The following is an 18,973-nucleotide window of genomic DNA, read 5'->3' as shown; positions in this document are numbered from 1 at the left end:
CGATTTTTTTATTTTCGCATACAAAATAAAGGATGATTTACTATGGTTTTGCAAGGCTCCATGGCTATCCATGGCCTAACAAAACATCTCTGCAGCAAACCACATGCCAATCCGCTGATTTTAATGATTTTTTCTTATTGAACACTGATGGCGCATTGTATTTTGCGTTTTTTATTGTGTACAATATTATTGTTGATTGTGAACAATTTTTGTTGTTTTGATGGTCGGCGTCGTTTTGCGCCGCGGATGGGACAGGGAAAGGGAGGGGAGGGTGTCGGAGCGCAGCAAGGAGGAGGACGCGGCTTTGGACGAGGTCGGCGCCAAGGATGCGTTGGTCTACGAGCATTTGCTGACGGCCATTTACGAGGCGCAGTTGCCGCCGGGCACTAAATTGCCGGAGGATGCGCTGGCGGAGGCGTTTGGCGTCAGTCGCGCAGGGGTGCGCAAGGCCTTGCAGCGCCTGTCGATTGCGAGGCTGGTTGATTTGCGTCCGAATAGAGGGGCTTCGGTGGCGGAGCCGACGGTGCAGGAGTCGCGTGATGTTTTCGCCGCCAGAAGGTTGATCGAGTGCGGCGCTTTGCCGCTGGCCATGGCCAATTTGCGCAAGGAAGATCTGTCCGCGCTGGCGGACGCGCTGCGGCAAGAGTGCAAGGCCCAGCACGAGCAGAACCGGTCGGCGGCCATTACGTGGTCCGGCGCCTTTCATCTGCGGCTATTGTCCATCGCCGGGAATCAATTATTGACCGATATCCTGCATGAATTGATTGTGCGCAGCTCTTTGATCATTGCCCGCTACGGCGCGCCGATTGCCGGTTCATGCCGCCATGCCGATCATCAGCAGATTCTAGAACTGATGGAGAACGGACAGGCGGATGAGGCGGTGGAATGGATGCGGCGTCACCTCGACGCCGTGGAGGGCAACTGTCGGTTTGAGGAAGAGAGCGCCGGCGGGCCGGATTTGAAGGCGGTGTTGCACGGTATCGCCAAGCGGCGCAGCGGCCGATAAATGGCGTTTGCGCATGGAGCGTGCTCATGAAGATTTGCGTGATTAATCCTAATACGACCGCGGATATGACCGAGCGTATCCGTTTGGCGGCGGTGCGGGCGGCCAGGCCTGACACTTTGATTGTGGCCAGGAATCCAGAGGATGGACCGGTGTCGATCGAGTCGCATTTCGACGAGGCGGTCAGTGTGATCGGGGTGTGCGAGGAGATCAGGGAGGGCGCGCGGCAAGGCTACGACGCTTACGTGCTGGCTTGTTTTGGCGACCCCGGTTTGAACGCGGCGCGGGAGCTGGCGCGCGCTCCGGTGGTGGGGATCGCGCAGGCCGCTTTTCAGATGGCGTCCTTGATCGCCACGCGTTTTTCGGTGGTCACCACATTGGGCCGAATGTGCGTGATCGCCGAGCATTTATTGCATAGCTACGGCTATGCCCATCTTTGCCGGCGGGTGCGCGCCGCCGAGGTGCCGGTGCTGGATCTGGAGCGAGAGCCCGATATCGCTTACCGGCTCATCGTCGAGGAGGCGCGCAGGGCCCGAGACGAGGATGGCGTCGGCGCCATTGTGCTGGGGTGCGCCGGGATGGCGGATCTGGCTCCCCGTATCGGAGATGCGATCGGCCTGCCGGTTGTGGAAGGAGTGGGCGCGGCGGTGGCGTTGGCGGAGTCGCTCGTCGCCCTGGGTCTGCGGACCAGCAAGACGGGCGACCTGGCGTTCCCTCCGCCAAAGCATTTTTCCGGGCGCTTCGCCGCTTTTTCGCAATAGCGCGCGGGCTCCAATGAAAACAGGGCGGCTTTGGCCGCCCTGTTGGTTTGGCGCGTCGGTTTCAGTCCGGCAGGTTCAGCGCCGCCGCGCCCCTGGCGTCGAACCAGGCCACGCCGCTGCCCAGCATCGCCTGGCCGTTGCGCACGAACAGATTGTGCGCCATCGCCTGCTTCAGCTGTTCCAGATAGGCGGGAGTGAAAATGGCGCTCCACTCGCTTTGCAGCTGGCGGGCATTGGCGATCTGGCGGCTGCCGCCCTTGTGGTTGATCCGGAGCGGAAAGTGCACGTAGCGGCTGGCCTGCTGGGCTTCGCCGGCCAAAGCGGCGCGCTGGAAGCCTTGGACTTTGGCTTCGAAGGCGGCGTCGCTTTCTTCGGTGACGTCCTGATACCAGCGGCCTTCGGAGGCCGGCGCCATGTCGCCCATGGTCAGCGCCACCGGCAGGGTCTTGGCCTTCAGCGTCCAGTCGCCGTCCAGGCCCACGCTGTTGTCGAAGCTCAGCGGCTGGCCGTCGGCGCTGCCGTTGCCTTTGAAGCGCAGCTTGAACACGCCGCCGCCCGGTTCGCTGAGTTGCAGGATCTCGCCTTGCAGCTTGCCGCGCAGCGGGATGTCCTTCAGATAGCGGCCGTAGAAGTAGTGGCCGCCGCTGAAGGTTTTGCCGTCCTTCACCAGCAGGCTCATGCCTATGCGTTCCTGTCCCAGCGTGCCTTCCAGATTGACGCGGTCGATGTCGTCGGCGGCGTGGGCGGCGCCGGCCAGGCCGGCGAGCAGGGCGGCGGCCATCAGGCCGCGGGATGCGAGTTTGAGCGCGGTCATGGGATGTTTCTCCGTTAACGGGCGATGAGGCGTTTGCGGTAGCTGGCGCGGTCTATTTCCTGGATTTCCACGCACAATTGCACTTCCATGCCCGGCGGAAGCGCCGCGCTGTCGGCCAGCGCCTGCAGACTCAGTTCGGACAGACGCTGTTTTTCCTCGGGGCTGCGCCCGCCGAGTATGGCCAGTTTGGCGTGGACGAAGCCGCGCGGCAGATCGTGGACGCCGATGCGGCAGGCGTCCAGCGCCACGGCGCGGCTCTTGATGTCGGCTTCTTCGAAGTGGCCGCTGGCCAGCAGCGCGCGGTTGATGTCCAGCAGCGCGTCCGCGGCGGCGAAGCCGGCCAGATTGCCGCTGTACTCCAGTGTCAGATGGGGCATGTGTGAGCCTGTGGTGTTGCGCCGCCTTCCATGCGCGCCGGGAGGGCGATGGAATGGTTGCGCGGCGATCGATACGCCATTGTATTGCAACGGCTCAGTGTACCCAAGCCCGGGACGGGAGAACAGGGGCGCGGCCGGCGGCGCGGCCGGCGCGATCAGGGCTTTTTCGCGGTCCGGATCAGGCTTTGGATGTCTTCGGGCTGGATGATCTCGTGTTCCAGGCTGCGGCTGATCAGCTCCAGCAAATAGGTTTTCTTGAATACCGGGGAGCCTTCCCATTCGCTGCCCGGCTGTCCAAGCACGCTGGACTGGGTAATGATGGCGGGTTCGCCGTCAATCACGTCCAGCGCGAATTCATCTTCTGAAATTCTCATTTAAGCGCTTTCCTCTGCATTGCGTCGTGGCGGGCTTTTGCGTCGCGTTGATTGTTCTTATTAATATTTTTCTTCTTTTAAATTTATGGTTCGCGAGTATCTTGCGCCTGCCTCGAATGATATAGTGTTGCAAAATTATTATATTGTCTTTTTGTTTAAAAGAGTAGTGACGGAATTACAAAAGATAGTCTGATAAAAACAATATCGTTTGATGCTTGCGCCGGGTTTGGCGCTTGCGTTTAAAATGGGCGTGCATGTTTGGACGTGAAATTAAAAATGGAATCGAAACGGATTCGACTTGCATGGAGGGCTGAATGAGCAGGGCGGTGTGGAAAGAAGAGGCCGAGAATGGCGCTTTGTTGAGCAAGGCGTCGAAAAACCTGACGTGTCTGATGGGGCGCGCCGGCGTCGACGCCGCGCAATTAAGCGAGGCGATAGGCCTGGGCGTGGCGACGATCAACAATATCAAGCGCGGCGTGGGCAATCCCACCTTGCTGACCTTGATGGAGCTGGCCCGGTTTTTCGATGTCAGGCTCAGCGATTTCGTGGAGAGCGATCTGGGGCGCGAGGCCGGCGACAGCCCCGCGGCCATGGCGGTGCCCTTGATCAAATTCACCGAACTGACCCTGTTTTTTGACGGAATGATTATCGAGCCGGAACGGTATTTTGTGGATGCCGCCGGTTTCGACGCCGCGGACGCGTTTGCGGTGTTGTTGAACAATGATTCGCTGTTTCCCGGTTTTTCCCAGGGCAGCGTTTTCATCGTGGCCCGGCAGGAGCGCCCGGCGGACGGCGATGTGGTCTTGGTCAGCATGGCCGGCCAGCAGCCTTGTTTCCGGCGGGTGTTCATCGACGGCGAGCATTGTCTGTTTTCAAGCATTTCCTTGATGCACGATTTGCAGCCTTTGGTGTGCCGGGATTTCAAGGTGCTTGGCGTGGCGGTCAAGGCGATTAAGACTTTTAGCGCAGGATGAAGGTGTGGAACAGTTCAGAGTTTACGGATTGATTGTGGGTTTGTCGGTGACCATCATGGTGGTCTGCGATTCGCTGGTGTACAAGACGCTGGATATTTACGGCTTGAAGATCACCGCCAGCGGCATCGTGTTTTCGCTTTGCTATCTATTGTCCACGGTGTCCACCGAGGTGTACGGCTATAAGCTGGGCGGACGCACGGTGTGGATTCTGGTGGCGTGCCAGACCTTTTTCGTTCTGATCATCAATGGCTTCGCCTTGCTGCAGCCGGATAATAACGAGATTTCCAAGCAGTACTACCTCTTGTTCAACGAATTTTGGCGGGTGATGGTGGGCACCTGGATCTCGGTGCCGGCCTCTTATTTTTGCAATGGCTTCGTCGTGTCGCGGATGAAGGTCTTTTTCGCCGGCCGCTTCTTTTTCATCCGCTATGTGATCGCGTCCATGCTGGCCCAGGCGGTGCTGTTGACCACGGCCTATCCCATCAGCCTGTCGTCGCGCTATAGCGGGCAGGAACTGCTCAACATCATCGCCACCACCTGGTCTTACAAGGTGTTCGTTTCCATCGCCTTGCTGCCGGTGGGCTATTACCTGGTGGGCGTGGTGAAGCGGATAGAAAAGACCGATTACTTCGACTGGAACGTGTCCTACAACCCCCTGGCGGTGTTCAAGGAGGACGGCGAAGACGTCAAGAGAAACAAATACGCGATGGAGGAAGGACGATGAGGGCCGCGCAGATATCCGACACGCATCTGTTCGCCGAGGCCGGCGGCCAGTTGATGGGCTACGACACTTACCGCGAGTTCGACCGGGTGCTGAGCCAGCTGGAGCGGCGGCATGCGGCGGAGCTGGACGCCGTTCTGGTCACCGGGGACATTTCTCAGGATGAGAGCGCGGCTTCCTATGAGCGCTTCGCGCAGCGGCTGGAAAGAACGGGCCTGCCGGTGTACTGGCTGGCCGGCAATCACGACGCCGCGTCCTTGGCGGCCGAGGTGCTGGGCCGCTACCCTTTCATGCGGCCGCTGGAGCGCCTGGAAACGGCGGACTGGCTGTTGTTGGCGCTGGATTCGGTGCGGCCGGGCACGGACGACGGCCATATCGACGAGCGCGCCGCCGCCGCCTTCCGGCAACGGCTGGCCGGGGCGGATGCCGCCGGCAAGCGCTGCGCCGTGCTGTTGCATCATCATCCGGCGGCGGTGGGCACGCCGCTATTGGACAGCTGCATGCTGCAGGACACGGAGCGGTTTTGGGAATTGATGGCGGAGACGCCGCGTTTGCAAGTGCTGTTGTGCGGCCACGCGCATGGGGATTACCGGCTGGAGGCGCGCGGCGTGGCGCTGGAAGTCTGTCCGGCCAGCTGTTTTCAGTGGCGCAAGGGCACGGCGGCGCTGGACACCGTGGACGCGCGCGGCTACAAGCTGCTGGAGTTCGACGCGGCCGGCTTCCGCAGCCAGACCGTGATGATTTAGCGCCTGTTTTCAACGCCGTATCGCCGACGCGCAGCAGCCTATGAACAGGCTCTTAGCGCGGCCGGGCCCGCCGGAGCGCCAGCACCTTGCCCGAGCCGTCCGCCGCCGGCGTGTCCTGGCGGCGGGCTTCCGCCGCCGCGCGGCTGATGTGGCCGGAGACGGCGCGGCCTTTTTGAAAACCGGTGGCGTAGGCGATCTTGCAAACTTCCTGCGGGGGCAGGTCGGCGAAATAATCGATGTTTCGACAGATGCTTTCGCCGGAAAAGGTTTCGCTATTGCCGTGCAGATGAATCCGGTATTGATTGCCGCGCAGTTCTTCCTCCACCTTGCAGCGCTTTTCTTCTTCTTTCCTATGGTTTTCCAATAGCGCGATTTTTATCAGGTCTCGCGGCCGGATGGCGGACAGGAGCTGATTGCTGGCCAGGATGTCCGCGTGGGACAGCTTGACGAAGTCGTGGCTGCCGTAAAGCTTGAACAGGTAGAGATATTCCTTGGAGTTCTTCTTGAGCATTCTGTCGCACAATACCAATTGGTAGGGCGGATTGAATACGCTGATGATCCATTTTTTTATTCGAGTCAGAAAACGAGCGCGCATCGTGCATTACCCCTGCATTTAACGCGCTCTAGTTTACCCAAAGCCGACAAAAGGCGCTTGAGGGAATGTTTTTGGAATATCCTGATCCTTATTATTTTAACGGCGCGGCGGATCCGATTTTCGGCGCAGGCGTTTGCAGCGGCAGAAACAAATCGCAGACGGCTTCGTTTTCCGCCACGTCCGGGTAGAAACGCACGCGCTGGAGAAACAGCGGGTCATCGCGCGGGGTTTCGCCGCTGGCGGGCAGCCATTCCGCGTACAGGCGGCGCGCGAGGGCGGCCAGCGCGTCGTCGGAGCCGATGTGGCGCAGCCGGGCGCAGCGTCCGGCGGGAATCAGCGCGGCGCGCACCCCTTGGCGGTTGGCGGCGATATCGCCGTCGAAAGCGGCGCAGAGGCCGAAGCGGTAGTCCGCCGGCGCGCAGTCGTCCGGATCGGCGTACAGCAGGTTGTAGGTGGCGGCGGCGCTGGGCGGCAGGCGGTGTTCCCGCCGCCAGGCGATGAAGTCGCGCAGGCTGTCTCCCAAGAGCGCGGGGTCGCCGCGGTGTTCCAGCAGGGCGATCGGGGTGGCGGGGAAGTCGACGATGTCGACGGCGAGCGGGATTTGGCGGGATGGCATGGAACGGCTCCTCAGTTGGGATAGGGCGTGGAAGTGCTGATGCCAAGGCCGCCAGCGCGGCCGCCGCCTAAAGGCGGACGGCGTCTGGCCCGTCGCCTGCCGGAAAGCGCGGGCAAAGGCCTCCGGGCTGCGGTAGCCGCTGTCCAGCGCGATGTCCAGCACGGCGCAGCGGCGGAAGGCCAGCCGCTCTCCGGCGCGGCGCAGCCGGCAGAGCCGCACGTATTGGTGCAGGCTGAGGCCGAAGCGGGCGCGGAACAGGCGGTGGAAATGGAAGCGCGAGCAGGCGGTCACTCGGCTGAGCCGTTCCAGGCTCAGGTCGGCGTCCAGATGGGCGTCGATATAGGCCAGCGCCTTGTCCAGGCGCGGGCTGGCGGTGTCGTGCTGCATGCTTTCCTCCTTGGCGCCGCCAGTCTAGCGCGGCCGCGCCGCCGCGCGCCTGACCGATCTTGCGGTGTTGTCGGACACCTTAAAGCAGCGGTTTCTGCATCGCCACGCGCCGCCTGAGGCCGTGCTCGGCCTCGGCGCGCAACAGGGCTAGCAGGAAGGGCGGGCTGTCGGCGGGGTCTAGGGTCAGGAAACCGCGTTTGTGGTAGTAGGGCGCGTTCCAGGCCGGGTGTTCGAAGGTGGTCAGCGTCAGCCGGCGCAGGCCCAGCCGGCGCGCGGCGGTTTCCGCGTGCGCGATCAGCGCCGAGCCCAGGCCCCGGCCCTGATGCTTGGGGCAGACGTCCATTTCCTGCAGGTGCAGGCTGTCGTCGTGGCGGCGCGCCAACAGGAAGCCGTGGACGCCGTCGGCGTCGGCGGCCGCCCACAGGAGTCCGGCCGCGCAGGCGGCGGCCAGTTCGTCGCGGGGCAGCGTGTCGCCGGCCAGCGCCGGCGGCAGGTCTTGCGGGTCGAAGCGGGCGGCGGCGGCGCGTTCGATTTCGGCCAGCCGGGCAAAGTCTGCCGGCGCGGCCGGACGGATGCGCGGGGCGTTCATGTCAGCGCACCTCCCGCCACAGGCCTTGGTAGTCGCGCAGCAGGCCGTCCGGGGTGAGGCTGAGTTCGGCCTGGAACGCGCCTTGCCGCGATTCGTAGCGGTAGCCGATCTCGGACAGGCGGGTGTAGCGCTGCGGCAGCGGCGCCAGGGTCAGCGCCGGGAACTGCAGCCAGGCGGCGTTCAGTTCCAGCGCCGCGCCGATCTCAAGCCGGCCGCGGCGGATGGGCAGCAGATTGGTGGCCGGGGTGAAGGCCAGGTCGATGTCGACGCAGCCTTGCACTTGCGGCTGTTCCGCGCCGTTGAGCCGCCAGCGGCCTTCGGCGTCGGTTTCCAGCCGCAGGGCGATGGCTTCCGCGCCGCGGTAGCCGTTCACCTCGACGCGACGGGTGCTCCAGTCCGGCGCGCAGTCCACCTGGTATTGCAGCAGGCAGTTGACGCCGTCTTCGACGAAGACGGCGCAGCCCTTGAGGCGCGGGCCTTGCTCGCTCTGTTCAAGCGCTGCGTAGTCGTGGCCGGAGGCGTCCAGCCGTTGCCAGACGATGGAGGAGACGAAGGTGTGGGACATGCGGCGGCCTTGCTGTTTTTATGATGGCGTATTTCACCGCATTGTCCTGTTGCTTGTCCATGGCGGGCATTGCCCGATCCGGTGTTTATGCGGCCTGGCCGGCCAGCCGCCGTTCCCGGCTATGCCACAGCAAGGTGGCCGCCAGCGCCAGCGCGGCCAAGGCGCCGCCGGCGACGAAGGTGCTGGCGCTGCCGTGGCGGTCCCACATCCAGCCGGCCAGCACGCTGGCCAGCAGCAGGCACAGGCCGCTGACCAGATTGAACAGGCCGAAGGCGGTGCCCTTCATATCGGCCGGCGTTTCCTCCGCCACCAGCGTGGCCAGCAGGCCCTGGGTGAAGCCCAGGTGCAGCCCCCACAGGGCGATGCCGGCCAGCGTGACGGCGACGGAGCCGGACAGCGCCAGCGTGACGTCGGCCAGGATCAGGATCAGCAGGCCTGTCGCCAGCAGCGCGCTCTTGCTGCAGCGGTCGGCCAGCACCCCCACCGGGTAGGCGGTGAGCGCGAAGACCAGGCTCATCACCACCATCACCAGCGGCAGCCAGCTCAGCGGCAGGCCGTGGCGCTGCGCCAGCAGCACCAGGAAGGCCTCGCTGAAGCGGGCCAGGGTGAACAGCGCGCCGATGGCGACGATCCACCAGTAGCGGCCGGAAAAGCGGCGCAGCAGCGCCAGGCGCAGCGGCGAGCGGAAGGGCTTGCGTTCGCCGCCGTCCGGCTCGCGCACGCCGGCCGCCAGCAGCAGCACCGCCAGCAAGGCCGGCAGGCAGGCCCACCACAGCACTTGCTGGATGTCGTCCGCCAGCCAGAACATCAGCGCGATGCCCAGCAGCGGGCCGGCGAAGGCGCCGACGGTGTCCATGGACTGGCGCAGGCCGAAACAGGCGCCGCGGATGGCCGGCGGCGAGACTTCGGCCACCAGCGCGTCGCGCGGCGCGCCGCGTATGCCCTTGCCCACGCGGTCCATCAGCCGCGCGGCCAGCACGGTTTCGGCGCTGTGAGCCAGCGGGAACAGCGGCTTGCTCAGCGCCGCCAGGCCGTAGCCCAGCAAGAGCAGGCCTTTGCGGCGGCCCCAGTAGTCGCTGATGGCGCCGGAGAATACGCGCAGGATCAGCGCGGTGGCCTGGGCCAGGCCTTCGATGACGCCCAGGGTCAGCGCGCTGACGCCCAGGGTGGAGACCAGGAAGACCGGCAGCAGCGCGTGGATGATCTCGGAGGACATGTCCATGCACAGGCTGACCAAGCCCAGGGCCCAGATGGTGGCGGGGATGCGGGGCTGCATGCGGGAGGCCTTTCTCGATGGGGGAATGCGTTCACGGCAGGCGCCACAGGCTGAGCAGCAGGCCGGCCAGCGCCGCGCCGGCTATCACCGGCATCGCCTTGACTTGTTTTTTCAGCAGCGCCCAGGCCGCCAGCGCGGCGATGGCGGCGGCGGCCCCGTCCACGCCGCCGCGCCAGCCTTGGGGCCACAGCACATGCCAGCCGAAGAACAGGGCGAGGTTGGCGATCACCCCGACCACGGCGGCGGTGACGGCGGTCAGCGGCGCGGTCAGGCGGATCTCGCCATGGCTGTGTTCGATCAGCGGGCCGCCGGCCAGGATGAAGACGAAGGAGGGCAGGAAGGTGAACCAGGTGACCAGCGCCGCGGCCAGCGCGCCGGCCAGGAACAGGTGCTCCGGGCCCAGCAGGGCTTTGGCGTAGCCGCCGACGAAGCCGACGAAGGCCACCACCATGATCAGCGGCCCCGGCGTGGTTTCGCCCAGCGCCAGGCCGTCCAGCATCTGGCCGGCGCTCAGCCAGCCGTAATGCGCCACCGCGCCCTGGTAGACATAGGGCAGCACCGCGTAGGCGCCGCCGAAGGTCAGCAGCGCGGCCTTGGTGAAGAACCAGCCCATCTGGGTGAAGCCGCCGTGCCAGCCGTAGGCGGCTGTCAGCAGCGCCATCGGCAAGCTCCACAGCAGCAGGCCGGCCAGCGCCGCGCGGCCCAGCCGTAGCCAGGAGAAGCGGGCGTGCGCCGGCGGCGGGGTGTGATCGTCGATCAGCGCCGGGCCGTAATGCGCGTCCGCGCCGCCGTGGCCGCCGGCCTGGAACCAGCGCGGCCGCAGCCGGCCGGCCAGCGCGCCGATCAAGGCCGCCGCCAGCACGATCAGCGGGAAGGGCGTTTGCCACAGCGCGATGGCGCACAGCGAGGCCAGCGCCACGCCCCACAGCCAGGGCCGTTTCAGCGTGCGTGTGCCGATGCGCCAGGCCGCCTGGGCCACGATGGCGACCACCGCGGGCTTGATGCCGTAGAACAGGCCGGCGATCCAGGCCAGGTGGCCGTAGGCGATGTAGACCCAGGACAGCAGCACCAGCAGGAAGAAGGACGGCAGCACGAACAGCGCGCCGGCGGCGACGCCGCCCCAGCCGCGGTGCAGCAGCCAGCCGATATAGGTGGCCAGTTGCTGCGCTTCCGGCCCGGGCAGCAACATGCAGTAATTCAGGGCGTGCAGGAAGCGGCGTTCGGAAATCCAGCGCCGGCGCTCCACCAGCTCCTGGTGCATGATGGCGATCTGGCCGGCCGGGCCGCCGAAGCTGATCAGGCCCAGCTTGAGCCAGAAACGGAGCGCTTGCCGGAAGCCGACGGGGGCGGGCGCGGCGTCGCGGGGGCTGGGCGGCATGATCAGCTCTCCTTGGCGAACTGTTGGTAGAGCCCGTCCCAGATATGGGCGGCGGCGCTCAGCAATTGGTCGTCGTCGCTCAGCGCGGCGCGCAAGCCGGCCAGCACGGTTTCCACGCCGCTGGCTTCCGGCGGCGCCGCGCCGCCCACGTCCAGATAATGGACCAGCTCGGCCAGCCTTCGCAGCGGGGGCGCGTCCAGACCGAAGCTGGCCAGCAGCACCTCGAAGCTGACCTTGTCGCCGACATGGGTGAAGGCGGCGCCGTCGAAATCGAAGCCCAGCGCCTCCGGCGGGCAGTCGCCGGGCGCGGCCAGCCACAGGATGCGCGCCTGCGGGTCGATGAAGCGGCGGATCAGCCAGGCCGAGGCCAGCCGGTCCACCCAGGGGCGGCGGCGGGTGGCCCAGGTCCGGCCTTGGTGCTCGGCCACGGCGCGGCGCGGAATCTGCATGTCCAGACTATGGGGCTCGCCCGGCGACAATTGCAGCTGGATGGCGGTTTCCAGCTGTTGCAGCGCGGCCTGCGCCTGTTGCTGGCCGGCGCCGGGGAAAAAATCGATGGCGGCGACGCCGGCCAGGGCCTTGCTCAGCCGCCGCCATTGTTTCAGCCGCTCGGCGGCGTTGTCGGGGTCCAGCCCGCTCAGTTGTTCCTGGATGTCCTGCCGCAGCTGCTGATAGTCGGCGTCGCGCTGGAACAGCGGCGGAAAATCGCTGCCGTCCAGCGGCCGGCAGGCCAGCAGCCGCGCGACACCGCCGTGTTGTTGGATGTCGGAGGCGATGGCCTCCAATTGTTGCAGCCGGGCGTTGCTGCCGGGCAACAGATAGGCGCCGTCGCGCAGCGCGGCGGAGCCGCAGGCTTTCAAGGCGCGCCAGGCGCGCATGCGCGCGGTGGCGTTTTCGGTGGGCAAAGAAGTGATCAGCAGCAGCCAGTCCATGATGCGCTCCATTTTTTTGTAGCGTATTCTACAATTATGTAGCGATCAATATATTTTATCGGACGCGAGATAACGTTGGACTCAAGCTTGGCCGACGCGTGGTCGATAATCTAAATCGGGCTCAACAGAGACGGGAGACGAAGATGAAGCGATGGAAGCAATGGTCTGTGTGCTTGTTGGCGGCGGCGCTGGCGGCACCGGCGCTGGCCAATCCGCCGGAAGGCAAGGGCCAGGGGCATGGCCAGGGGCAGGGCAAGCACAAGGATAAAGACAAGGACAGGGAAGCGTCGCCGGAGCGGTCGGACCGGGATTTGGTGGCGGCGGGCATCAGTGTCGCCGCCGCGCGGCGCCTGGCGCTGGATTCCGGGGTGACCGGCTATAAATCCTTGCCGCCGGGCATGCGCAAGCGCCTGGCGCGCGGCAAGCCGCTGCCGCCCGGCATCGCCAAGCAGGTCTTGCCGGCGCCCTTGCTGAGCCAGCTGCCGCGCCACCCCGGTTACGAGTGGCGGGCGGTGGGCGCGGACCTGGTGCTGGTGGCGGCCAGCGGCTTGATCGCGGATATCTTGCTGGACGTGCTGCGCTGATCCGGCCGGCTTACAAGATTTGGCGGTAGATCACCGCGTCCGCCAGCTCCGCCACCTGGTCGTACAGGCGGCGCGCGACGAGGTTGTCGCCGGCGGTGCGCCAGTAGAGCATGGCGGCGCCGTCGTCGCGCGCCCGTTCCGCGGCGGCAAGCAGCAGCGCGCGGGCGACGCCGCCGCCCCGCGCCGCCGGCGCCACGTATAGATCCTGCAGATAGGCGCTGTCCTGGATCTGGATGGTGCTGCGGTGGTAGAGCAGGTGGGCGATGCCCAGCAGCGCGCCGTCGGCGACCGCGGCCAGCCCGCGCACCGGCTCCTCCGGCGCGAGCAGGCGGCGCCAGGTTTCCCGGTCCACCTCCTCGGGCAGGGCGCTGACGCCGACGCGGCCGTAGAAGGCGTTGTAGTCGCGCCATAAGGGCAGCCAGCCGGCGTGATCGCCGGCTTGCAGCGGGCGGATGGAGAAGACGGCCTCAGCCATGGCGCGCTTCCGTTTCGCCGGCGCCGGCCATGTGTTCGAGGCCGGCCAGCACTTGCAGGCTGGCGGCTTCCATCATCGCGACATGTTCCACCGCGGCCCGGCTGTCGCCGTCGGCGTGGGCGCGCAAGGCGTCCAGCGCCGCGGTGTGCACCTTGGCGTGCGGCGCTTCGATTTCGCGGAAGCCGGGCAGGTGGGAGAAGCCGGCGCGGCCCTCGCCTTCGTAATACCACTTGCCGAAGCGGCAGTGCTGATGCGAGCCGAAGTGGCCGATGTCCTCGTCCGACAGGCCGAACATCACCTGGTAGACGCGGAATTTGTAGATCAGGTGGTCCATCTTGGCCAGTTCGCAGAAACCGCGCAGCGCGGAGGCGGCGATGCTGCCCTCCATGCTGGTGGACATGTCCAGCAATTGCTTCATGGTGCCGGCGGCGGCCTCGCCGTCCTGGCTGAAACCGGCGGCTTGTTCCGCCAATTGCTCCATCTGGCTGCGGCTGCCGGCGCTGTCGCCGCGGATCTGCTCCACCAGCTTGGCGATGTCGGCGGTGGCGGTGGCGGTGCGTTCGGCCAGCTTGCGCACTTCGTCGGCCACCACGGCGAAGCCGCGGCCTTGCTCGCCGGCGCGCGCCGCTTCGATGGCGGCGTTCAGGGCCAAGAGATTGGTCTGGTCGGCGATGTCGCGGATCAATTGCACGATGCCGCCCACCTCCTGGGCGCGGGCGTCCAGTTCCCCCACTTTTTCCGCCGCGCCCTGCGAGGCGCCGGCCAGTTTGGACAGATCGGCGGCGATCTGGTCTATGGATTGGCGGCTGCGCAGCGAAATGCCCTGAGCGGCGACGGCGCGGTCTTTTTCCCGGCTCATCACGCTGGAGAGGGTGGCCAGCGACTGCTGGGTGTCGGTCATCGATTGGGCGAAGGCGGAGAGGTTGGCGATCAGTCCGTTCAGTTCCTGAACTTTGGCCTGACTGGCGGCCAGCTGGCGTTCGGCTTCATCGGCGCGGCTGCGGGTGTGTTGCAGTTCCTGGCGCATTCGCTCCGCCTCCTGGCTGAGTTGCAAGCGCTCCGCCTGCTCGCGCGCGGCCTTGTCCTTGTTCCGGAACCACATTCCATTCTCCTCTTGAAGCCGGACCGGCACAGGCAGGCATGGCTTGCGCTTGCATGTCGCCGGGTGATTTTAAATAAACGTTTAGCATTATCCGAATGCCGTCATGAATCTGCAATCATTTGTCTTGTTTAAGTTTGATTAATTATGACAAAAATCAGACTTGACGCTTGTTGCGCCGTTTACTAAGGTATCATTTTGATACGTTAAATAAGAGGCTCTTATGCACTCCCGTTTTGATGTCTTTCGCGAACAGGCGTTGGGCCGCCAGTTGGAGGCTTTGATCGACACGCCGCAGCGTTATGTGGAATACGCGGCCTTGTCGCGCGCCGAAGTGCCGGCGATTGCGGCCATCGTCCACGATGTGCGCCAGCTGTTTCCGGAAGTGGAGGCGGACGCCAGCGCGCGCCAGTTTTGCGGCGCGATGGTGGCGGAGGTGATGCGCCGCCATTATCACGAGGTGTTGCGGCCGCGCGGCCGGGTACCGGGCGGTTATTTCACTTACGGGGTGGTGTGGACGCCTAGGCCGCAACAGTTGGATTGGGAGCAGCGGCTGGAGGCGCTGCGGGCGATGCCGGCCCAGTTGGCGGCGGCGCTGCGCGTGATTCCGGCCGCGGACTGGCGGCGGCGGCCGGACGGCATCGATTTTGCCGCGGTGGAGCATGCCTGCCATCTGCGCGATCTGGACCGGATTTTCTGCCAAAGGGTGGCAAGGGTATTGACCGAGGACATGCCGGATATTCCGTCGGTAGACGGCACTGAAATGTCGCGCGAACTGGCTTATCTGGAGCAGGACGGCTCAGCGGCCCTGGACGATTTCCTGGCCGGGCGGCGGCATTTGCTGACAGCGCTGGCCGGCGCCGAAGCGGCCCAGCGCGGGCGGCTATGCCTGTTTGGCGGCGAGCGGCGGATGAGTCTGGAGGATTTGGCCGAGGACATGCTGCAGCACGACCGCGCCCATTTGCTGGAGGTGGAGGAGCTGACGGCGGAGTTGGGCGGCGAGTCGGTTTGAGCGCCGGCCCGGCTCAGAGTCGGTTGACGATCTGCTGCGCGTCGGCGATACGGCGTTGAGAACGGCCCTTGTACACTCCGCTGCTTCCGCCGCAAGGCCTGGTCTCGCCTTGGCTCGCGAGATGGTAAACGCCCTCTCAGGGTTGTTGGTACCAGGGGCGGCGCAGCAGCGCGGGCAGCAGGGTTTCGCGCAGTTTGCCTATCTGCTGCCACAGGCAGCGCGCCAGGGCCGGATTGTCCCGGTGCCAGCGCTTGCCCAACACCAGATAGTAGTCTTTGCGCGACAGCGGCGGCTGCAGGCGGACGATGCCGGCCTGCGGGTGGTCTTCCAGATAGCGGTCGCCGATGTGGTTCTGCGTGGCGTAGGCGGCGATGTGGCGCGCCAGCAGTTTGCGGAAGTTCATCTCGGTGTCTTTGGCGGCCTCCACCTGGGCGCCCTTGGCGCGTAGATCGTCGGCGATGGACCAGCCGGCGTTGACGCCGATGGCGCCCAGCGCCGGCAGGTTCTTGCCGTTCCAGGCCGGCGGCGCGTTTTTCAGCGCGTACAAGGAGTAGGCCAGCGTGGTCAGCCGGTAGCGCGGGTCGGGTTCCTCGCCCTGCATCGGGTAATCGAAATAGGCTTCGCGTTCTTTGTTGTGGGAGAACATGAAGGCGGCGTCGTGCTGATCGTGCTGCATCTCGGTGAGCAGGCGCTTGCCCGGCAGCCGCGATAGCTTAAGCGCGATCCGGCAGCCTTTGGCCGCCGCCTGCGCCATTTCCACCACCGCGCCGGGGTGGGGCGGCATTTGATCGCCTTCGCCGCTCATATACGGGTCCGAGGCCACCGCGCCGTAAACCATGTCCAGCGTCGTCGCCGCCGCCGGCTGCGCGGCCAGCGCCGCGATCAGCAGTCCTATCTGTTTCAAGCCCAATCCACGCATCCATCGCTATCGCCTGCGCAGAGGGTAACAGCGCCGGACTCCCTTAGCATAGAGTTCCGCGCCGGGGTTTCAATATTCCCGTTCCGCCTGTCGCGCCAGCATGCGTTTCAGCTCCGGCAGACAGGAGCCGCAAACGCCGCCGCAACCCAGCCGCGTCTTGAGTCCGGCCAGGTCCGCGCCGTCGGCGATGGCCGCCTGGATGCGCTCGGCGTCCACTTGCAGGCAGTTGCAGACGATGCGCGCGGCGGCGGGCACGGCCGCGGCGCCGGGGACCAGCGCGCTGAGCCGGCTGCCGGGCCAGGGCCGGCCGCTTTGCATCGCGGCCAGCAGCCGCGCGCCGTCGTCCTGGCCGCCGGCGAAGACGTAGGCCCAGGGCGCGTCGTCGCGCCAGGCGATGCGTTGTTCCAGGCCGCGGCGCGCGTCGCTGAAGGTTTGCAGCTGCGGGCCGCCGTCCAGGTCCAGCAGCCAAGTCAGCTCGGCCAGCCAGTCCGGCCGCGGCTGGGCGTGGGCGGCGTTCAGCACCAGGATGTCCGGCGGGCGCAGGCTGAGCGCGGCGTAGCCGCAGCCGGCCAGCAAGGGCTGCAGCCGCGCGCGCAGCGCCGGCAGGTCCGGGTGGCGGCTGGCGGCGCGCACCCGCCACGGCAGTTCGGCGCGTTCCACCCGCACCGCGGCGTGCTTGAGTTCGGGCTGGAACGATTGCGGGTCCACCGCCGGCGAGCAGGCCTGGTTGACGCCGCCGCTGTCCAGATGCTGGCCGCTCCAGTGCATGGCGGCGAACACGCTGCCGCCCGGCAGTTCCTCGCAAAGCGCCAGCGGCAGCACCAGACCGCCGCGCCGGCTTTCCACCCTGACCAGTTCGCCGGCCTGGAGGCCGCGGCGGGCGGCGTCGGCCGGGTGCATGTCCAGCGTCGGTTCCGGCGCGTGGGAGAACAGCCGCGCCACCCGGCCGCTGCGGCTCATGCCGTGCCATTGGTCGCGCAGCCGGCCGGTGAGCAGGCGGAAGGGGTAATGGGCGTTGACCGCGTCCGCCGGCGGCCGGTAGGGCGTGGCGTGGAACAGCGCGCGGCCGTTGGCGGTGGCAAAGCGGCCGTCCTCGTAACGCCGAGCCTGGCCGGCGGCCGCGCCGGCCGGGAACGGCCATTGCTGCGGGCCGTCCCGCTCCAGCCGCGCGTGGCTGAGGCCGCTGAGGTCCAGATCGCGGCCGGCGGTCAGCGCCGCGTGTTCGGCGAACACCGCCGCCGGTTCGCTGCGTTCGAACAGGCTGGGCGCGTCCGGGTAGAGCAGCCGTTCCAGCCGGCGGCCCACTTCGGCGGCGATCCAGCCGTCGGCGCGCGCTTCGCCCGGCGGCGGCACGGCGGCGCGCACCCGGCTGATGCGGCGTTCGGAATTGGTGACCGTGCCTTCTTTTTCGCCCCAGCTGGCGGCGGGCAGCAGCGCGTCGGCGCAGGCGGCGGTGTCGGTGTCGGCGTAGGCGTCCTGGACGATGACGAATTCGGCCTGGGCCAGGGCCTGGCGCGCTTGCTCCAGGTCCGGCAGCGAGTGGGCCGGGTTGGTGCAGACTATCCACACCGCCTTGACCCGACCGGCCTTGAGCGCGTCGAACAGCGCGATGGCCGGCAGGCCGGGGCGGTCGGAGAGCCGCTCCGGCGGCACGCCCCAGTGGGCGGCCACTTCGGCGCGGTGTTGCGGGTTGGCGATATCGCGGTGGGCGGCCAGCATGGTGGCCATGCCGCCCACTTCGCGGCCGCCCATGGCGTTGGGCTGGCCGGTCAGCGAGAACGGGCCGGCGCCGGGGCGGCCGATCTGGCCGGCGGCCAGGTGCAGATTGATCAGCGCCAGGTTTTTGGCGGTGCCGTGGCTGGACTGGTTCAAGCCCATGCAGTACAGCGACAGGCTGGCCGGGCTGCGGCCGAACCATTCGGCGGCGGTGGTCAGGTCGGCCTCGGCGATGCCGCACAGGCCGGCGGCCTGGCGCGGCGAATAGTCGCGCAGCAGGCGCTTGAGCGCGTCGAAGCCCTCGGTGTGGGCGGCGATGTAGCTCTCGTCTATCAGCCCTTCCCAGATCAGGTGGTGCAGCATGCCGTTGAACAGCGCCACGTCGCTGCCGGGCTGGATCTGCAGATGCAGGTCCGCCAGCGCCGCGGTGTCGGTGCGGCGCGGGTCCACCACGATCCACTTGCGGTCCGGCCGCGCCGCCTTGGCGACCTCCAGCCGGCGGAACAGCACCGGGTGGGCGTAGGCCGTATTGCTGCCGGCCAGCAGCACGCAATCGGCCAGGTCCAGGTCCTGGTAGCAGGTGGGCGGGCCGTCGGCGCCCAGCGCCAGCTTGTAGCCGCTGACGGCGCTGGACATGCACAGCCGGGAGTTGGTGTCGATATTGTTGCTGCCGATCAGGCCCTTGGTCAGCTTGTTGAACAGGTAGTAATCCTCGGTCAGCAGCTGGCCGGAGGCGTAGACCGCCACCGCGTCCGGCCCGTGGCGGCGGATGACGCCGGCCAGCCGCTCGGCCACGGTGTCCAGCGCGCTGTCCCAGTCCACGCGCCGGCGCGCGGCGTCGCGGGTCAGCCGCAGTTCGGGGTGCAGCGCGCGGCCGGACAGGCTGGCGCAGCTGTCCGCCAGCGCCAGGCCCTTGGTGCACAGCCGGCCGTGGTTGGCCGGGTGGGCCAGATCGCCTTCCACGCCGGTGACGCGCGCGCCGTCGCTGTGGATCAGCACGCCGCAGCCGACGCCGCAGTAACAGCAGGTGGAGGGGGTGGTGGTCATGGCGCGGTCCCCG

Annotated in this window: 21 protein-coding genes; 7 read left to right on the top strand and 14 right to left on the bottom strand. The window is 66.5% G+C overall.

Translation table 11 applies throughout. The annotated features are described in order from the left end of the window. Positions 1–271: 271 nt before the first annotated feature. Positions 272–1,006, top strand: a complete 735-nt coding sequence (locus tag QUG03_RS13145; RefSeq protein WP_253314103.1) for a GntR family transcriptional regulator — start codon at positions 272–274, stop codon at positions 1,004–1,006. Between the two features lie 26 nt (positions 1,007–1,032). Continuing rightward, positions 1,033–1,764 carry an aspartate/glutamate racemase family protein gene (locus QUG03_RS13140; RefSeq protein WP_500820179.1) on the top strand — a complete coding sequence of 244 codons (732 nt, stop codon included), beginning with the start codon at positions 1,033–1,035 and terminating at the stop codon, positions 1,762–1,764. A 61-nt stretch (positions 1,765–1,825) separates the two neighbouring features. Here QUG03_RS13140 and QUG03_RS13135 read toward each other — a convergent pair whose 3' ends face one another. From QUG03_RS13135 to QUG03_RS13125, 3 genes are all read right to left on the bottom strand, one after another. Beyond that, positions 1,826–2,578: a hypothetical protein gene (locus QUG03_RS13135; protein ID WP_500820178.1), complete on the bottom strand. Its 753-nt coding sequence runs from the start codon at positions 2,576–2,578 to the stop codon at positions 1,826–1,828. 14 nt (positions 2,579–2,592) lie between these two features. After that, positions 2,593–2,955 carry a 5-carboxymethyl-2-hydroxymuconate Delta-isomerase gene (locus tag QUG03_RS13130; RefSeq protein WP_227107564.1) on the bottom strand — a complete coding sequence of 121 codons (363 nt, stop codon included), beginning with the start codon at positions 2,953–2,955 and terminating at the stop codon, positions 2,593–2,595. Positions 2,956–3,110: 155 nt separating this feature from the next. Further along, complete coding sequence (locus tag QUG03_RS13125; RefSeq protein ID WP_107800286.1) at positions 3,111–3,329, bottom strand: hypothetical protein; 219 nt, start codon at positions 3,327–3,329, stop codon at positions 3,111–3,113. A gap of 314 nt (positions 3,330–3,643) precedes the next feature. Here QUG03_RS13125 and QUG03_RS13120 point away from each other — a divergent pair, with 314 nt between their 5' ends. The 3 genes from QUG03_RS13120 to QUG03_RS13110 are packed head-to-tail and all read left to right on the top strand — an operon-like array spanning position 3,644 to position 5,770. Then, on the top strand, positions 3,644–4,303 hold the full coding sequence (locus QUG03_RS13120) for a helix-turn-helix domain-containing protein (RefSeq protein ID WP_107800285.1): 660 nt from the start codon (positions 3,644–3,646) through the stop codon (positions 4,301–4,303). 4 nt (positions 4,304–4,307) lie between these two features. After that, positions 4,308–5,027 carry a VUT family protein gene (locus tag QUG03_RS13115; RefSeq protein ID WP_199225913.1) on the top strand — a complete coding sequence of 240 codons (720 nt, stop codon included), beginning with the start codon at positions 4,308–4,310 and terminating at the stop codon, positions 5,025–5,027. Next, positions 5,024–5,770, top strand: coding sequence for a metallophosphoesterase (locus tag QUG03_RS13110; protein ID WP_107800284.1), 747 nt, complete (start codon positions 5,024–5,026; stop codon positions 5,768–5,770). Before QUG03_RS13115 ends, QUG03_RS13110 begins: the two co-directional genes overlap by 4 nt. Before the next feature lie 52 nt (positions 5,771–5,822). Here QUG03_RS13110 and QUG03_RS13105 read toward each other — a convergent pair whose 3' ends face one another. From QUG03_RS13105 to QUG03_RS13075, 7 genes are all read right to left on the bottom strand, one after another. Beyond that, the gene (locus tag QUG03_RS13105; RefSeq protein ID WP_107800283.1) at positions 5,823–6,281 is read right to left on the bottom strand and encodes a hypothetical protein; all 459 of its coding nucleotides are present in this window, start codon (positions 6,279–6,281) and stop codon (positions 5,823–5,825) included. Between the two features lie 175 nt (positions 6,282–6,456). Beyond that, complete coding sequence (locus tag QUG03_RS13100; RefSeq protein ID WP_227107566.1) at positions 6,457–7,368, bottom strand: AraC family transcriptional regulator; 912 nt, start codon at positions 7,366–7,368, stop codon at positions 6,457–6,459. 79 nt (positions 7,369–7,447) lie between these two features. Further along, positions 7,448–7,957 (bottom strand): GNAT family N-acetyltransferase, encoded by a 510-nt coding sequence (locus tag QUG03_RS13095; RefSeq protein ID WP_107800281.1) that lies wholly within the window; start codon positions 7,955–7,957, stop codon positions 7,448–7,450. Between the two features lies 1 nt (position 7,958). Then, positions 7,959–8,522, bottom strand: a complete 564-nt coding sequence (locus QUG03_RS13090) for a putative glycolipid-binding domain-containing protein (protein ID WP_500820177.1) — start codon at positions 8,520–8,522, stop codon at positions 7,959–7,961. An 85-nt stretch (positions 8,523–8,607) separates the two neighbouring features. After that, the gene (locus tag QUG03_RS13085) at positions 8,608–9,798 is read right to left on the bottom strand and encodes an MFS transporter (RefSeq protein ID WP_235089442.1); all 1,191 of its coding nucleotides are present in this window, start codon (positions 9,796–9,798) and stop codon (positions 8,608–8,610) included. A 31-nt stretch (positions 9,799–9,829) separates the two neighbouring features. Then, complete coding sequence (chrA, locus tag QUG03_RS13080; RefSeq protein WP_107800278.1) at positions 9,830–11,176, bottom strand: chromate efflux transporter; 1,347 nt, start codon at positions 11,174–11,176, stop codon at positions 9,830–9,832. A gap of 2 nt (positions 11,177–11,178) precedes the next feature. Then, entirely contained in the window at positions 11,179–12,108 is a 930-nt protein-coding gene (locus QUG03_RS13075) for a chromate resistance protein ChrB domain-containing protein (RefSeq protein WP_227107571.1), read from the bottom strand. Positions 12,109–12,251: 143 nt separating this feature from the next. Here QUG03_RS13075 and QUG03_RS13070 point away from each other — a divergent pair, with 143 nt between their 5' ends. Further along, positions 12,252–12,692, top strand: coding sequence for an anti-virulence regulator CigR family protein (locus tag QUG03_RS13070; RefSeq protein WP_227107573.1), 441 nt, complete (start codon positions 12,252–12,254; stop codon positions 12,690–12,692). A 10-nt stretch (positions 12,693–12,702) separates the two neighbouring features. On the opposite strand, the gene QUG03_RS13065 is transcribed toward QUG03_RS13070, so the two are convergent. Further along, on the bottom strand, positions 12,703–13,167 hold the full coding sequence (locus QUG03_RS13065; RefSeq protein ID WP_227107575.1) for a GNAT family N-acetyltransferase: 465 nt from the start codon (positions 13,165–13,167) through the stop codon (positions 12,703–12,705). Then, positions 13,160–14,269, bottom strand: a complete 1,110-nt coding sequence (locus QUG03_RS13060; protein ID WP_305883544.1) for a methyl-accepting chemotaxis protein — start codon at positions 14,267–14,269, stop codon at positions 13,160–13,162. Before QUG03_RS13060 ends, QUG03_RS13065 begins: the two co-directional genes overlap by 8 nt. 220 nt (positions 14,270–14,489) lie before the next feature. Here QUG03_RS13060 and QUG03_RS13055 point away from each other — a divergent pair, with 220 nt between their 5' ends. Next, on the top strand, positions 14,490–15,278 hold the full coding sequence (locus tag QUG03_RS13055; protein WP_500820176.1) for a DinB family protein: 789 nt from the start codon (positions 14,490–14,492) through the stop codon (positions 15,276–15,278). A gap of 136 nt (positions 15,279–15,414) precedes the next feature. Here QUG03_RS13055 and QUG03_RS13050 read toward each other — a convergent pair whose 3' ends face one another. Then, a complete protein-coding gene (locus QUG03_RS13050; protein ID WP_500820175.1) occupies positions 15,415–16,182 on the bottom strand; it encodes a type 2 periplasmic-binding domain-containing protein in 768 nt (255 codons plus the stop codon). 84 nt (positions 16,183–16,266) lie between these two features. After that, positions 16,267–18,960 carry a nitrate reductase gene (locus tag QUG03_RS13045; protein ID WP_500820174.1) on the bottom strand — a complete coding sequence of 898 codons (2,694 nt, stop codon included), beginning with the start codon at positions 18,958–18,960 and terminating at the stop codon, positions 16,267–16,269. Positions 18,961–18,973: the final 13 nt, after the last annotated feature.

Source organism: Chromobacterium sp. CCUG 30098, from assembly GCF_059916605.1.
Note: the sequence above shows the minus strand (reverse complement) of the source record. Positions and strands in the feature narration are given on the sequence as shown.